The sequence below is a fragment of the Streptomyces sp. NPDC033966 genome (assembly GCF_055575955.1).
This window is the reverse complement of record NZ_JBVIRQ010000003.1, coordinates 460,017-474,788: the sequence shown is the minus strand read 5'-3', so window position 1 is coordinate 474,788 and position 14,772 is coordinate 460,017. Positions and strand designations below refer to the sequence as shown.

Here is a 14,772-nt window from a genome sequence, read left to right as displayed (position 1 = left end):
GGCAACCAGGCCGTCACCCCGGCACGAACCGGGACCGCAGGCCCGGCGCAGGGCCCGGCCGCAGGCCCGGGGCAGGACGCGGGTCCGGGGCAGGACGCGGCCGCAGGCCCGGGACAGGGCCTGGACCGCAAGCCCGACGCAGGGCCCGGACTGCAAGCCCGACGCAGGACGCGGGTCCGGGGCAGGACGCGGGTCCGGGGCAGGACGCGGGTCCGGGGCAGGGCCCGGCCGCAGGCCCGGCGCAGGGCCCGGCCGCAGGCCCGGGGCGGCTCGGGGTGGGGGCCCGAGGGGTCCGGTACACGCGCGGCCAGCGCCTAGGCTCGGCGGTAGACCGGCGGCCGTTTCTCCGCGAAGGCCCGCGCGCCCTCCTTCGCGTCGGCGGTGTCGAAGATCGGCCAGCCCCGGGTCAGTTCGGCGGCCAGGCCCTCCGTCTCCGTCAGCTCGGCGGCCTCGTACACCGAGGCCTTCACCGCCTCGACCGCCAGCGGCCCGCACGCGTTGATCAGCTCCGCCGTCTCCAGCGCGGCGTCCAGTGCCGTCCCGTCCGGCACCACCCTCCCCACGAGCCCGATCCGCGCCGCCTCCTCCGCCGAGTACGGACGCCCCGTCAGCAGCATCTCCAGCGCGTGCGTGCGCGGGACCTGCCGGGGCAGGCGGACCGTGGAGCCGCCGATCGGGAACAGGCCGCGCTTGACCTCGAACAGTCCGAACGTGGCCCCGGCGCCCGCGACCCGGATGTCCGTGCCCTGGAGGATCTCGGTGCCGCCCGCCACGCAGTAGCCCTCCACCGCCGCGATCACCGGTTTGCGCGGCCGGTGGTGACGGAGCATCGCCTTCCAGTGCAGGTCGGGGTCGGCCTTCAGCCGGTCCCGGTAGTGGTCGCCCGCCATGCCCCGGCCGGCCAGCGCCTTGAGGTCCATGCCCGCGCAGAAGTCGCCGCCCGCGCCCGTCAGGACCACCGAGCGGACGGTGTCGTCCGCATCCGCCTCCAGCCAGCCGTCGTACAGGCCCACCAGCAGGGGAAGCGAGAGCGCGTTCTTCGCCTCCGGCCTGTTCATGGTGAGCACCAGCGTGGCGCCCCGGCGTTCCACGGTCAGGTGTTCGGTCCCACCCATTGCCGTCCTCCCGTCTCAAGACCTAGAACAGGTTGCAGGAGGGCCGGGTGCAGTTCAATAGTTTTCTGACACCCAGTCAGATTTCTTGGCCTGCGCCCTTCCCACTTGGACCGGGCGGCGCTCTAATGACCGCCGAGCAGCCCAGCCGTGAGCACTTTCGGGTCAGGAGGAACGGTGGAGTACAACCTTGCCGACCTGTTCGAGTCGGTCGTGGACGTGGTCCCGGACCGCGAGGCGCTGGTGTACGTGGACCACCCCGGGACCGGCGCCGAGCGCCGCCTGACGTACGCGGAGCTGGACGCGGCGGCGAACCGCGTGGGACACCACCTGCTGGACAGCGGGCTGCGCCCCGGCGAGCACGTGGGGCTGCACCTCTACAACGGGATCGAGTACCTCCAGACCGTGCTGGCCTGCCTCAAGGCCCGCCTGGTGCCGGTGAACGTCAACTACCGGTACGTGGAGGAGGAGCTGGTCTACCTCTACAACGACGCCGACCTCGCCGCGCTCGTCTTCGAGGGCGAGTTCACGGAGCGGGTGGCGGCCGCGCTGCCGCAGACGACGGGGCTGCGCCACCTGGTCCGGGTCGGCACGGCCCCGGCGGGTGCGCCGGCGCCGGCGGTCGCGCCCGTTGCGTACGAGGACGCCGAGGCGGCCGGGTCCCCGGAGCGCGGCTTCCCCGAGCGCAGCCCCGACGACCTGTTCATCATCTACACCGGCGGCACCACCGGCATGCCCAAGGGGGTCATGTGGCGGGCCGAGGACCTGTTCTTCGCGGGGCTGTTCGGCGGGGAGCCCTCGGGCGAGCCGGTGAAGCGGCCGGAGGAGCTGGCCGAGCGGGTCGCGGCGCGCGGCGCCGGGCTCACCTTCTTCCCCGCTCCCCCGCTGATGCACGGCACCTCGACGCTGACCTCGTTCATCGCCTTCAACTACGGCCAGCGGGTGGTGATCCACCGCAAGTACGCGCCCGAGGAGGTGCTGCGCACCATAGAGAAGGAGAAGGTGTCGAGCGTCTCGCTGGTCGGCGACGCGATGCTGCGGCCGCTGATCGACGCGCTGAACGGCCCGCTCAAGGGGACGGACCTGTCCTCGCTGTTCAGCGTCTCCTCCTCGGGGGCGATCATGTCGGAGACCGTCCGCGCGGAGTTCCAGCGGCTGGTGCCGAACGTGGTGCTGCTGAACAACTTCGGCTCGTCCGAGTCCGGTTCCAACGGCAGGGCCACGGAGGACTCCGGCCCGGAGAAGGGTTTCCGCCTCCAGGTCAACGACCGTACGCAGGTAGTGGACCCGGTGACGCACGAGCCGGTGGCGGTCGGCGTCCCCGGCCGGCTCGCCCAGCGCGGACACGTGCCCCTCGGCTACTACAACGACCCCGTGAAGACGGCGGAGACCTTCTTCCAGAAGGGCGCCGAACGCTGGGTGCTGCTCGGCGACATGGCGACGGTCGACGAGGAGGGCATCGTCACCGTGCTGGGGCGCGGCTCGCAGTGCATCAACACCGGCGGCGAGAAGGTCTACCCGGAGGAGGTCGAGCAGGCTCTGAAGTCGCATCCGGACGTGTACGACGCACTGGTGGCCGGTGTCCCGGACCCGACGTGGGGCAACCACGTGGCCGCCGTGGTGCAGGTGCGGGAGGGTGCGCCGGAGCCGACGCTGGAGGAGATCCAGCGGCACTGCCGGACGCGGCTGGCCGGCTACAAGATCCCGCGCCAGCTGGTGATCACGCCGGCGGTGCAGCGCTCCCCGAGCGGCAAGGCGGACTACCGCTGGGCGAAGGCGGTGGCCACGGAGGCCGACGCGGCGCACTGAGAAACCCGGTTGGTTTCCCGGACCCCGGGCCAGCAGGCTGGAGGCATGCGAGTACACCTGCGCCGCTTCGGCATCCGCGTCAACAGCCCGGAGCCCGCGCTGTCCTACGAAGACCTCGAGTTCCGCCCGCTCATAGACGGCGATGACCCCTTTGGTGACGACGTCGACGTCGTCTTCGGGGATCCGCGCGGGTGGCTGCTGCCCGGCGGCGGCCTGGAGGCGGTCGAGCGGCCTCGGCGGGTCACGATGGCGCACAAGTCGTGCGGCTGTCACGACGCCTACGAGGTGACGATCCGGCGCGAGGACGGAGTCGTGACCTGGGAGTGGCACAGCATGGCGGACGATCTGCCCTCCATGGGCACCGACTGGTTCGACGCCGCGCAGTACGACGCCGAGCTCGTGCGGGCCTCCCGCGACTTCAGCTGGGAGTGGCCCGCCCTGACGGTGGCGCGGCTGCTGGGCGAGGCGCTGGGCGCCGCCGGGGCATGGCAGGAGCGCTGGTCCTGCGAGGCCCCGCGGGTCTGGTCGGACCCGGGCTCGCCGGGCGAGGTCCGGCTCTTCTTCGAGCGCGTCCGGCAGAACGAGGAAGGCCGCTGGGCGACGGTCGGCCGCTACGGCACCGTCCGGGAGGTGACCGCCGAGGAGCCGGCGGTGCTCGCCGACCGGCTGGCCGGGGAGTTCCTGGCCGACGCTCCGTGGCGGGCGGCCGGAGTACGGGCCGACCGCCCGGAGGCTCCGCTGGCGCAGTGGCTCGGCGGGGTGGGTTACAGCACCCGCGGGCCGTGACGCGCCGGAGTCAGGCGCCGGTGGACAGGAAGCGTTCCACGCGGGCCGCGAACCAGTCGGCGTCGTCGAGCCACGGGAAGTGCGCGGCGTCCCGCTGGACGTCTGCGGTCGCGCGCGGCAGCAGCCCGGCGAGTTCGGCGGCGACGGCGACGGTGGGGTAGCCGTCCAGCTCCCCCGCCAGGACCAGCGCCTCGCCGTCGAACCGGCGGAGCGCCGCGCGGGTGGCGGGCGGGTCGAACGCCCCGGGGCCGGCGAAGGCGAGGGCGGCGGCCTGGTTGCGCTCGTGGTCGCTCGCGGCGAGGTGGGCGCGCGCCCGCTCGTCCCAGCGGCCGTAGGCGAGGACCATCGCCTGGCGCCGGTCCTCCGGGGAGGGGTCACCGCCGGCCGCCCACATCCGCTCGTAGGCGGCGATGGCCGTGTCGTAGGGCTCCCGGCCCGCCCGGGACCGGACCGCTTCCAGGCTCTGCTCGGGGGTCGGCCCGAGGTCCACGGCCCAGGCGGTCGGGGTCACGAGGACCAGGCGGCGGACGCGGCCGGGGTGCGCGGCGGCGTGCAGCAGGGCGAGGTTGCCGGCGGCGGAGTGGGCCAGGACGTCCATGCGCTCCAGGCCCAGGTGGCCGCGGAGCGCCTCGACGTCGGCGACCTGGTGGTCGACGCGGTACGTGGACCCGTCGGCCGGTGTCGCCGAGTCGCCGGTGCCGCGCAGGTCGAGGAGGATGAGCCGGCGGCCGGCGGAGAGCCCGCCGAGGTCGCCCAGGTACCGGGAGGCGCGCATCGGGCCGCCGGGGAGGCAGACGAGCGGTTCGCCCTCGCCCTCGACGTGGTAGGCGAGTTCGGTTCCGTCATAGGTGGTGAATACAGGCATGCGCGCCATCAGATCAGACGATCACTCGTTCGAGTCATTGATTTACCCGGCAGGGTCCGGCAATCTACCGAATGAACGTTCGGTTGGCCTTTGGCGGTACGACTCTCGACGACGATGACGATGGCGATGGGGTGACGGCTATGACGGCGCGTGCGGGTCTCGAAGACCTCGGGGACTGCCAGGACGAAGGCGAGCGGCTGAGCCCCGACGAGCTGGCGGCCCTCCAGCTGAAGCGGCTGCGGGCGACCCTGCACCGGGCCTACGACCGCGTGGCCTTCTACCGGCAGGCCTTCGACAAGGCGGGGGTCCATCCCGACGACTGCCGCTCGCTGGCCGACCTGTCCCTCTTCCCGCTCACCACCAAGGCGGACCTCCGGGACCAGTACCCCTTCGGGATGTTCGCCGTACCGCGCGCGGACGTGCGCCGCATCCACGCCTCCAGCGGCACCACGGGCCGCCCCACGGTGGTGGGCTACACGGACGGGGACCTCGCCACCTGGGCCGACGTCGTGGCCCGGTCACTGCGCGCGGCGGGCGCCCGGCCGGGGCACATCGTGCACGTCGCGTACGGGTACGGCCTGTTCACCGGGGGCCTGGGCGCGCACTACGGGGCGGAGCGGCTGGGGTGCACGGTGGTCCCCGCCTCCGGGGGCATGACGGACCGCCAGGTCAGACTGATCCAGGACTTCCGCCCCGAGGTCATCATGGTGACCCCCTCCTACATGCTGGCCCTGCTGGACGAGATGGAGCGCCAGGGCATCGACCCGCGCCGGACCTCGCTGCGCACCGGGGTCTTCGGCGCCGAGCCCTGGACCGAGGAGATGCGCCGGGAGATCGAGGACCGGCTGGACATCGACGCCGTGGACATATACGGCCTGTCCGAGGTGATCGGGCCGGGCGTCGCCCAGGAGTTCGCCTCGCACAAGGACGGCCTGCACATCTGGGAGGACCACTTCTACCCCGAGGTCGTCGATCCGCTGACCGGGGCGGTGCTCCCGGACGGGGAGCCCGGGGAGCTGGTGTTCACCTCCCTCACCAAGGAGGCCATGCCGGTGATCCGCTACCGCACCCGGGACCTGACGCGGCTGCTGCCGGGGACGGCCCGGCCGGCCTTCCGCCGGATGGAGAAGGTGACCGGCCGCAGTGACGACATGATCATCCTGCGCGGGGTGAACCTCTACCCGACCCAGATCGAGGAGATACTCCTGCGCATCGCGGGCCTCGCCCCGCACTTCCAGCTGCGGCTGACCCGGGAGGGCCGTCTCGACGCCCTCACCGTGCGGGTGGAGGCGCGCCGGGAGGCCGGCGCAGACAGGCGGCGGGCCGCGGCGGCGGAGCTGGTGCGGGCGGTCAAGGAGTCCGTGGGGGTGTCCGTCGCCGTCGAGGTGGTGGAACCGGAGAGCCTGGAGCGCTCGGTCGGCAAGATCAAGCGGGTGAGGGACCTCCGGGAGCCGCACTCCTCCTGAGCGGCCGGTCCACGCCAACGGGCGGTCGAAACCCCCCGTTCGGACCCATCTCGGCACCGCTCGCGGGAACGGCCGGGCCCGTCCGGGTAGGGGATCAGGTGTGACCTCGACCCTCCGGCGCCTCCACGTCCGGCTCTCGGGCTCCCCGGCCGGGCTGGCCTGGAGCCGGGGCCGGGAGATCGAGCTGATGCACCGGGCCATGGGCTTCGCCGCCCTGGGCTTCCTCACCCTGGTGCCGCTGCTCGTGGTCGTGGCGGCGGCCGCGCCGGGCAGCGGTTCCAACTTCGGCCGCTGGCTGGGCCAGGCGCTCGGGGTGACGGCCTCCTCGCGGGCCCGGGTCGAGATGCTGTTCGGGGCGGCGGACCTGGCGCTGGAGCGGACCACCGCCTTCGGCCTGGCGGCCCTCGCGGTGTTCGGGCTGACCTTCGGCTCCGCCGTTCAGACCGGCTACGAGAAGGTGTGGGACCTGCCCACGGCCCGCTGGCACACCATGTGGCGGCACGTCGTGTGGCTGGCGCTGCTGGTCTGCTACCTCGGGCTGCTGGTGGGGATCCCGGCCCCGTCCGACAGCGTGGCGGGCAGCGTGGTGGGCACCGTCAGCGACACCGTCGGCACCTGCCTGTTCTTCTGGATCTCCGGGCGGCTCCTGCTGGGCGGCCGGGTCCGCTGGCGGGCACTGCTGCCCGGCGCGGTGGCGACCAGCCTCGGGCTGCTGGGCCTCCGCGCCTTCTCCCAGCTGGTGTTCTCTCCGCTGATCGCCTCGAACGCCGTCACGTACGGGCCCTTCGGGACGCTGCTGGTCGTGCAGTCCTGGCTCGTCGGCGTCGGCTTCGTGGTCTACGGCGGGGCCATGGTCGGCCGCCTCGTCCACGAGCACCTGACCCTGCGCCGGCTGCGCGCCGCCGGGGTCCTGCCGCCCGCGCACCCGCACGGACACGGCCACGGGCACGGACACGGACACGCCGACGGTCCGGGACGGGAGTGACCGGCCGGGAGTGACCGGCCGGAGGGACTCAGCCGGTGCCGAAGCGGTCGCGGAGTTCGCGCTTGAGGATCTTGCCGCTGGCGTTGCGCGGGAGGGCGTCCACGAACAGCACCCGCTTGGGCGCCTTGAAGTGCGCGAGCCGCTCCCGGGCATAGGCCATCAGCTCCGCCTCGGTGACCTCCCCGCGGGGTACGACCACCGCCGTGACGGCCTCGATCCACCGCTCGTCGGGCAGCCCGACGACCGCCGTCTCGGCCACCCCGGGGTGGGTGTAGAGCACGTCCTCCACCTGCCGGGACGCGACGAGCACCCCGCCCGAGTTGATGACGTCCTTCACCCGGTCGACCACGGTGAAGTACCCGTCGGCGTCCCGTACCGCGAGGTCGCCGGAGCGGAACCAGCCGTCCCGGAAGGCCTTCCCGGTGGCCTCGGGGTCGTTCCAGTAGCCCAGGCAGAGCTGCGGGGACCGGTAGACGACCTCCCCCGCCGTGCCGTCGGGGACGTCCGCGCCGTCCTCGTCCACGACCCTGGCCTCCACGTGCCGCACGGGGCGCCCGCACGAGTCCATCCGCCCCTCGTGCTCACCCGGCCCCAGAACGGTGGCCAGCGGGCCGATCTCGCTCTGCCCGAAGCAGTTGTAGAAGCCCAGCCCGGGCAGCCGGGCCCGCAGCCGTTCCAGGACCGGGACCGGCATGACCGAGGCCCCGTAGTAGGCCTTGCGCAGGGCGCCGAGCTCCCGCTGCCCGAACTGCGGGTGGTTCGCCAGCGCGATCCACACCGTGGGCGGCGCGAAGAGGCTGTCGGCCCGGCCGGCCTCCACCAGGTCGAAGACCTCCTCGGCCACCAGCGCGTCCAGGATCGTGTTGTGCGCGCCGACCGCAAGGTAGGGCAGCAGGAAGACGTGCATCTGCGCCGAGTGGTAGAGCGGCAGCGAGTGGACGGGCCGGTCGGCCTCCCCCAGGTCCAGGGCCTCGATCGCGCTCTCGTACTCGTGGGCCAGCGCCCGGTGGGTCATCATCGCGCCCTTGGGCAGGGCCGTGGTGCCCGAGGTGTAGAGGAGCTGCACGACGGCGTCCGGTTCCCCGGCGGACCCGTACGCCAGCGGCTCGGCCAGCTCGGACAGGAAGGACCCCGGCGCGTCGCGCAGCGCCCGTACGGGGTGCCCTCCGGGAACCCGCGCCGTCAGGTCCGGGTCGGCGAGGACCAGGGCGCTCGCGCAGTCGTCGAGGATGTGCGCGAGGTCCTCGCCGGTGAGGTTCTGGTTGACCGGGACGTGGGTGAGGCCGGCCCGGGCGCAGGCGAGGAACGCGATCAGGTAGGCGTCGGAGTTGTGGGCGAAGGCCGCGACGCGGTCCCCCGCGGCCAGCCCGTAGCGCTGCCTCAGTACGGCAGCGCCGGTGGAGACGGCCGCGTCGAGTTCCCCGTACGTCCAGCTCCGCTCCCGGTAGCGGATGGCGACCCGGTCGGGGACGCGCCGCGCGCTGTCCCGTACGAGCCCGTCGACCGTCTGGTGCCGCACTGCCGTCATGAGCGCGATCCTCGCCCCGGCGCGGCTCCAAGGTCAATATCGCTGCGCCGGCCGGGGCCACCCCTACGGGCTGACGGCGAGGAAGAGGTAGGCGGCGAGCAGTACGAGGTGGACGCCGCCCTGGAGCAGGGTGGCGCGGCCCGGGACGATCGTCAGCGCGCTGACGACCACGGTCAGGGCGAGCAGCACCATGTGGAGCGGCGCCAGGCCCAGCAGCAGCGGCCCGGTCAGCCAGACGGAGGCGAGGGCGATGGCCGGGATGGTCAGCCCGATGCTGGCGATGGCGGAGCCGTAGGCCAGGTTGAGGCTGGTCTGGACGCGGTTGCGGCGGGCGGCCCGGACGGCGGCGAGGGTCTCGGGGAGCAGGACGAGCAGGGCGATGATCACGCCGACGACGGCGTGGGGCAGTCCGGCGTCGGAGACGCCCTTCTCGATGGTCGGGGAGACGGCCTTGGCGTTGCCGACGACCGCGACGAGGGCGGCGAAGAGCAGGCCGAGGCTGATGAGGGCCGCGCGGGCGGTGGGCGGTTCGGCGTGGTCGTCGTCGCCGTTGCCGGAGCCCGGGCGGGCGCTCCCGGTGTCCACGGGCAGGAAGTAGTCCCGGTGGCGGACCGTCTGGACGGCGATGAACAGCCCGTAGAGGGCGAGGGAGGCGACCGCGGCGAAGGTCAGCTGGGCGGAGGAGAACTCGGGGCCGGGCTTGCTGGTGGTGAAGGTCGGCAGCACCAGGCTCAGTACGGCGAGGGTCGCTACGGTGGCCAGCGCGGCCCCGGAGCCTTCGGCGTTGAAGACGGCGACCCGGTTGCGCAGGGCGCCGACGAGCAGGGACAGGCCGACGATGCCGTTGCAGGTGATCATCACGGCGGCGAAGACGGTGTCCCTGGCGAGGGAGGCGGTCTTGTCGCCGCCATCGGCCATCAGGGTGACGATCAGGGCCACTTCGATGACGGTGACGGCGACGGCGAGGACCAGCGAGCCGAAGGGTTCGCCGACCCGGTGGGCCACGACCTCGGCGTGGTGCACGGCCGCGAGGACCGCCCCCGCGAGGCAGAGGGCGACCAGGGCGACGGCGAAGCCGGGCAGGTCGCGGCCCCAGCTGAGGACGAGCGCGACGAGCGCCACCGCGGGGACCAGGAGGGTCCAGTCGGTCAGGGGGGATCTGCGCGTTGCCGTACTCATGCCAGCCAAGTTGCCAGAACTGGCGCCGGGGTGCGCCGCGAGGCGCGCATCCGGAGCCCTGGAGTGGGTCTTCTCACGAAATATCGGCGTGTTGCGGACATGGAGCCCGCTCCCGGCCGTCCGGACCGGCCCCCGGGGGCGGCGGGCCGCCGGGGCCGGTCCGGCGCCGTCATACCGCGCGCTCGCGTCCCTCCCAGTAGGGGTCGCGCAGCCGGCGCTTGTAGAGCTTGCCGTTGGGGTCGCGGGGCATGGTCTCGACGAAGTCGACGGACTTGGGCCGCTTGTAGCCGGCGAGCTGCCGTTCGCAGTGGTGCAGGATCTCGGCGGCCAGCGCGTCGCCCGCCTCGAATCCGTCGGCGGGTTCGATGACGGCCTTGACCTCCTCGCCCCAGGATTCGTGGGGGATGCCGAAGGCGGCGGCGTCGGCGACGGCCGGGTGGGTGAGCAGGGCGGACTCGATCTCGGCCGGGTAGATGTTCACCCCGCCCGAGATGATCATGTCGATCTTGCGGTCGCGGAGGAAGAGGTACCCCTCCTCGTCGAGCAGGCCGAGGTCTCCGACGGTGAAGAAGTCCCCGATGCGGTTCCTGCGGGTCTTGCCCTCGTCCTTGTGGTAGCTGAAGCCGCCGGTGTTCATCTTGATGTAGACGGTGCCCAGTTCCCCGGCGGGCAGCCGGTTGCCGTCGTCGTCGAAGACCGCGAGCTCGCTGATCGGCCAGGCCCTGCCGACCGTGCCCGGCTTCTTCAGCCAGTCCTCGGCGGTGGCGAAGGCCCCGCCCCCCTCGCTGGCCGCGTAGTACTCCTCCACGCACCGGCCCCACCAGTCGATCATCGCGCGTTTGACGTGGTCGGGGCAGGGGGCGGCGCCGTGGATCGCGTGCCGCATCGAGGAGACGTCGTAGGCGTCCTTCGTCTCCTGCGGGAGCGCGAGGAGACGGTGGAACTGGGTGGGGACCATGTGCGTGTGGGTGCAGGCGTGGCGGTCGATCAGGCGCAGCATCTCCTCAGGGCCCCACTTGTCCATCAGCACCAGCGGGTGCCCGATGTGCAGGGACGCGCCGGCGAACTGGAGCACGGCCGTGTGGTAGAGCGGCGAGCAGACCAGGTGGACGTTGCCGTCGGCGGGGCGGATCCCGAAGATGCCGAGGAATCCGCCGAGGTAGGTCTCCTCCGGGAGCTTGCCGGGCAGCGGGCGGCGGATGCCGCGGGGACGGCCGGTGGTGCCGGAGGTGTAGTTCATGACCCAGCCGAGGGTGCGGTCGGCCGGCGGCTCGCCGCTCTGCCCGTGGAGGAGTTCGGCGTACGGGCGGAAGCCGGGGACCGCTCCGACGGCGTAGCGGCGGCCGGCGGCGAGTCCGGCCTGTTCGGCGGCGGCGGTGGCGGTGGCGGCGAAGCGCTCGTGGGCGATGAGGACCTTGGCGCCGGAGTCGGAGACGATCCAGGCGACCTCGGGGCCGACGAGGTGGTGGTTGACGGGGACCAGGTAGAAGCCCGCCTGGGAGGCCGCGAGGTAGGCGGTGAAGAACTCGACGCCGTTGGGCAGGACTACGGCGAAGGCGTCCCCCTTCTCCAGTCCGGCGGCGCGCAGGCCGTGGACGAGGCGGTTGACGTCGGCGTGCAGCCGGCCGGCGGACCACTCCTCGCCCTCGGGGGTGACGAGGACGGTGCGCGCCGGGTCGGCGGTCGCCTGCGCCCAGAAACCGTTGGGCAGCGCTTGCGTGTCCGTCATGCTGCTTCTCACTCCTCAGGACCGGCCGGCGATACGGTTGATGCGGTCGATGGCGCGTTCGAAGCCGCTCGTGAGCTCGTCGAACACGGCCTGGACGCTGCGCTCGCTGTTCATCCGGCCGACGATCTGGCCCACGGGGGTGCCGAGCAGCGGCTGGACCTCGTACTTCTGGATCCGGGAGACGGCCTCGGCGACGAGCAGGCCCTGGAGCGGCATGGGGAGGGCGCCGGGCCCCTCCGGGTCGTCCCAGGCGTCGGTCCACTCGGTACGCAGCTGGCGGGCGGGTTTGCCGGTGAGGGCGCGGGAGCGGACGGTGTCCCCGGAGCCGGCCGCGAGGAGCTTCTCGGTGAGGGCGCGGGAGTGCAGGTCCGCCTCGGTGGTGGTGAGCCAGAGGGAGCCGAGCCAGACGCCCTGGGCGCCGAGGGCGAGTCCGGCGGCGATCTGCTCGCCGCTGCCGATGCCTCCGGCGGCGAGCACGGGAAGCGGGGCGACGGCCTCGGCGATCTCGGGGACCAGGACCATGGTGGCGATGTCGCCGGTGTGGCCGCCCGCCTCGTAGCCCTGGGCGACGACGATGTCGATGCCGGCTTCGGCGTGGCGGCGGGCGTGCTTGGCGCTGCCGGCGAGGGCGGCGACGAGGACGTCGTGGTCGTGGGCGCGGGCGATGACGTCGGCGGGCGGGGAACCGAGGGCGTTCGCCAGGAGTTTGACCGGGTAGTCGAAGGCGACGTCGAGCTGGTTGCGGGCGACCTGCTCCATCCAGCCGGTGATCCGCCAGCCGGAGGCCTCGCCCTCGGCGAGTTCGGGTACGTGGTGCTTGGCGAGGGTGTCGCGGACGAAGTCGCGGTGTCCGGCGGGGATCATCGCCTCGATGTCGGCCTCGCTGACGCCGTCGACGGCCTTCTTGGCGGGCATGACGACGTCGAGGCCGTAGGGCTTGCCCCCGGTGTGCTCCTGCATCCAGTCGAGGTCGCGCCTGAGGTCGTCGGGAGCGGTGTAGCGGACGGCGCCGAGCACGCCGAATCCGCCCGCGCGGGTGATGGCCGCGGCGACCGCCGGGAAGGGCGTGAAGCCGAAGATGGCGTGCTCGACTCCCAGTTTCTTGCTCAGCTCCGTCTCCATGGGCGTGAGGATGCCGCAGGGTGGCGGCCGAGGGAAGAGATTTTCTGATGCTGTGTCAGATTCTTCCGGGCGGGCCGGTGCGGAGGGTCCCCGGCGGGCGGGCAGATACCCAGTAGCGTGCGGAGCGCCTGCGGCGGGCCCGGGTTGGACACGAGTGCTCCCCCGCGGGTCGCCTGCGGGTCGCCTGCGGCGGGCGGGCCGGGTTCCGCGCGGGTGCTCCGTGCCGGGTGCCTGCGGGCGGGCCCGGGCTGGCGCGGATGCTCCCGTCCGGGTGCCGTGGGCCGGGGGCGGTGTGGGCGCTCCCCTGCGGGTGCTCGCGGTGTGCGGGTGGCGGTGGACAGTTCGGCGGACAGGAGGGCCGGTCATGGCGGGAGTCACGGGGGCGTACGCGGGAGCGGCGGACGCGGGGGCGGGGCCCAGTCGGCGGGGGCTCGGGGCGCGGTTGCTGGCGTTGGGCGGGGTGCTGGTGCTGCACGCGGCGCTCCCGGGGCCGCCGGCCGGCGCGGCCGAGCGGCGTGCCCTCCAGGGGCTGCGGCTGCGGTACGGATCGGCGCGGCAGGCCGGGCTGCTGGAGCGGCACCTGGAGGGGGTCGCGGAGGAGGCCCGGCGCTTCCTCGGCCCCTCCCCCGAGCACCCGTACTACGCCGGGGCCGTGGTGCTGGCGGGGCGCGGCCGGACCGTCGCCCTGCACCGGGCGATGGGGTACGCGGTGCGGTACGCGGACTACGACGGCCGCACCGACCGGCCGGCGGAGTTCCCGGCGGCCGAGCGGATCGCGATGGCCGAGGACACCGTCTTCGACCTGGCCTCCCTCAGCAAGCTGTTCACCTCCATCCTGGCGGTGCAGCAGATGGAGCGGGGCCGGCTGGAACTGGAGGCTCCGGTGGACCGGTACCTGCCGGAGTTCACCGGGGGCGGCAAGGAGGACGTCACGGTCCGCCAACTGCTCACGCACACCTCGGGGCTGCGCTCGTGGGCGCCGTTCTACCAGGAATCCACCCGCGAGGGACAGCTGCGGCTGCTGTGGTCGGTGCGGCCGCAGGACACCCCCGGGACGGTGTACCGCTACTCGGACCTCAACCTCATCGCGCTGCAGCTGCTCCTGGAACGGATCACCGGCCGCACTTTGGACGTCCTGCTCCGCGACGAGATCACCGCTCCGCTCGGCATGCACCGCACTCGGTACAACCCGCCGCTCTCCTGGCGCCGGGTCACCGCCGCCACCGAGGTGCAGCGGCCGCCCTGGTCGGGCCTGGACCGGGGGCTGGTGTGGGGCGCGGTCCACGACGAGAACGCGTACGCCCTCGGCGGGGTCGCGGGCCACGCGGGGGTGTTCGGCACCGCCTGGGACCTCGCGCTCCTCTCCCGCGCCCTGCTCGACGGCGGGGTCTACGCGGGCAAGCGCATCCTTCGCCCCGCCTCCGTCGAGCTGCTCTTCACCGACTACAACACCGCCTTCCCCGGCGACGACCACGGCCTCGGCTTCGAGCTCTACCAGCACTGGTACATGGGCGCCCTGGCCACCCCGCACTCCGCCGGGCACACCGGCTTCACCGGTACCTCCCTGGTGCTGGACCCCTCCACCGACTCCTTCCTGATCCTGCTCGGCAACTCCGTCCACCCCGTACGGACCTGGCGGGCCGGCAGCGCGCCCCGGGTCGCCACCGGCAACCGCTTCGCACGGGCCGTGCCGGTCCGTACGAAGCACGGCGGCCCGGCCTGGTTCTCCGGCATGGAGACCGGCGGCTCGGGCACCCTCACCCTGCCCCCGCTGACCCCCGCGACGGCGCGCGCCAGGCTGCGCTGTGCGGTGTGGTGGGACACGGTGCCCGGCGCGGGCGCCTTCCACCTGGAGGCCTCGGCGGACGGAACCACCTGGGAGCCCGTCCCGTTCAGCACGGTGCGCAGCACCGGCGGCACCCCCGAGGAGTGGCCCGCGGGCTCGGCGGGCGGCTGGTCGGGGCGCATCTGGCACCGCCTCGAAGCCCCGCTGCCCGCCTGGTCGGCCGGCCGCGAGGTACGGATCCGTTTCCGCCACGCGGCGGCCGGCCGGTACGTGGGGCGCGGGGTGTACGTGGACGTCCTGCGGGTGGCCGAACCGGCCCGGCTCCTCTTCTCGGAGGACCGACCGGCGGACGCGTCCCGCATCGAGGCCGCGGGCTGGACCCGCTCGGCGGACTGACCGGCCCCC

11 protein-coding genes are annotated in these 14,772 nt (G+C 73.4%); 5 read left to right on the top strand and 6 right to left on the bottom strand.

Going from position 1 to position 14,772, the window contains the following annotated elements; all coding sequences use genetic code 11:
• Positions 1 to 314: 314 nt before the first annotated feature.
• The gene (locus ACZ518_RS11115) at positions 315 to 1,115 is read right to left on the bottom strand and encodes a crotonase/enoyl-CoA hydratase family protein (RefSeq protein ID WP_469112740.1); all 801 of its coding nucleotides are present in this window, start codon (positions 1,113 to 1,115) and stop codon (positions 315 to 317) included.
• A gap of 174 nt (positions 1,116 to 1,289) precedes the next feature.
• On the opposite strand from ACZ518_RS11115, the gene ACZ518_RS11110 reads away from it, so the two are divergent.
• Together ACZ518_RS11110 and ACZ518_RS11105 are read left to right on the top strand one after the other, a co-directional pair.
• On the top strand, positions 1,290 to 2,921 hold the full coding sequence (locus ACZ518_RS11110; protein WP_469112739.1) for an acyl-CoA synthetase: 1,632 nt from the start codon (positions 1,290 to 1,292) through the stop codon (positions 2,919 to 2,921).
• A gap of 45 nt (positions 2,922 to 2,966) precedes the next feature.
• Positions 2,967 to 3,707 carry a hypothetical protein gene (locus ACZ518_RS11105; RefSeq protein ID WP_469112738.1) on the top strand — a complete coding sequence of 247 codons (741 nt, stop codon included), beginning with the start codon at positions 2,967 to 2,969 and terminating at the stop codon, positions 3,705 to 3,707.
• A gap of 10 nt (positions 3,708 to 3,717) precedes the next feature.
• On the opposite strand, the gene ACZ518_RS11100 is transcribed toward ACZ518_RS11105, so the two are convergent.
• On the bottom strand, positions 3,718 to 4,572 hold the full coding sequence (locus ACZ518_RS11100) for an alpha/beta fold hydrolase (protein WP_469112737.1): 855 nt from the start codon (positions 4,570 to 4,572) through the stop codon (positions 3,718 to 3,720).
• Positions 4,573 to 4,712: 140 nt separating this feature from the next.
• Here ACZ518_RS11100 and paaK point away from each other — a divergent pair, with 140 nt between their 5' ends.
• Positions 4,713 to 6,038: a phenylacetate--CoA ligase PaaK gene (gene paaK / locus ACZ518_RS11095; protein WP_469112736.1), complete on the top strand. Its 1,326-nt coding sequence runs from the start codon at positions 4,713 to 4,715 to the stop codon at positions 6,036 to 6,038.
• 100 nt (positions 6,039 to 6,138) lie between these two features.
• Complete coding sequence (locus ACZ518_RS11090) at positions 6,139 to 7,023, top strand: YhjD/YihY/BrkB family envelope integrity protein (RefSeq protein WP_469112735.1); 885 nt, start codon at positions 6,139 to 6,141, stop codon at positions 7,021 to 7,023.
• 28 nt (positions 7,024 to 7,051) lie between these two features.
• On the opposite strand, the gene ACZ518_RS11085 is transcribed toward ACZ518_RS11090, so the two are convergent.
• The 4 genes from ACZ518_RS11085 to ACZ518_RS11070 form a co-directional block, all read right to left on the bottom strand.
• Positions 7,052 to 8,551 carry a fatty acyl-CoA synthetase gene (locus ACZ518_RS11085; protein WP_469112734.1) on the bottom strand — a complete coding sequence of 500 codons (1,500 nt, stop codon included), beginning with the start codon at positions 8,549 to 8,551 and terminating at the stop codon, positions 7,052 to 7,054.
• Between the two features lie 63 nt (positions 8,552 to 8,614).
• On the bottom strand, positions 8,615 to 9,730 hold the full coding sequence (locus tag ACZ518_RS11080) for a calcium:cation antiporter (RefSeq protein ID WP_469112733.1): 1,116 nt from the start codon (positions 9,728 to 9,730) through the stop codon (positions 8,615 to 8,617).
• A 169-nt stretch (positions 9,731 to 9,899) separates the two neighbouring features.
• Positions 9,900 to 11,459: an acyl-CoA synthetase gene (locus tag ACZ518_RS11075; RefSeq protein ID WP_469112732.1), complete on the bottom strand. Its 1,560-nt coding sequence runs from the start codon at positions 11,457 to 11,459 to the stop codon at positions 9,900 to 9,902.
• A gap of 15 nt (positions 11,460 to 11,474) precedes the next feature.
• Positions 11,475 to 12,581, bottom strand: coding sequence for a nitronate monooxygenase (locus ACZ518_RS11070; protein WP_469112731.1), 1,107 nt, complete (start codon positions 12,579 to 12,581; stop codon positions 11,475 to 11,477).
• Positions 12,582 to 12,945: 364 nt separating this feature from the next.
• On the opposite strand from ACZ518_RS11070, the gene ACZ518_RS11065 reads away from it, so the two are divergent.
• A complete protein-coding gene (locus tag ACZ518_RS11065; RefSeq protein WP_469112730.1) occupies positions 12,946 to 14,763 on the top strand; it encodes a serine hydrolase domain-containing protein in 1,818 nt (605 codons plus the stop codon).
• Positions 14,764 to 14,772 lie beyond the last annotated feature (9 nt).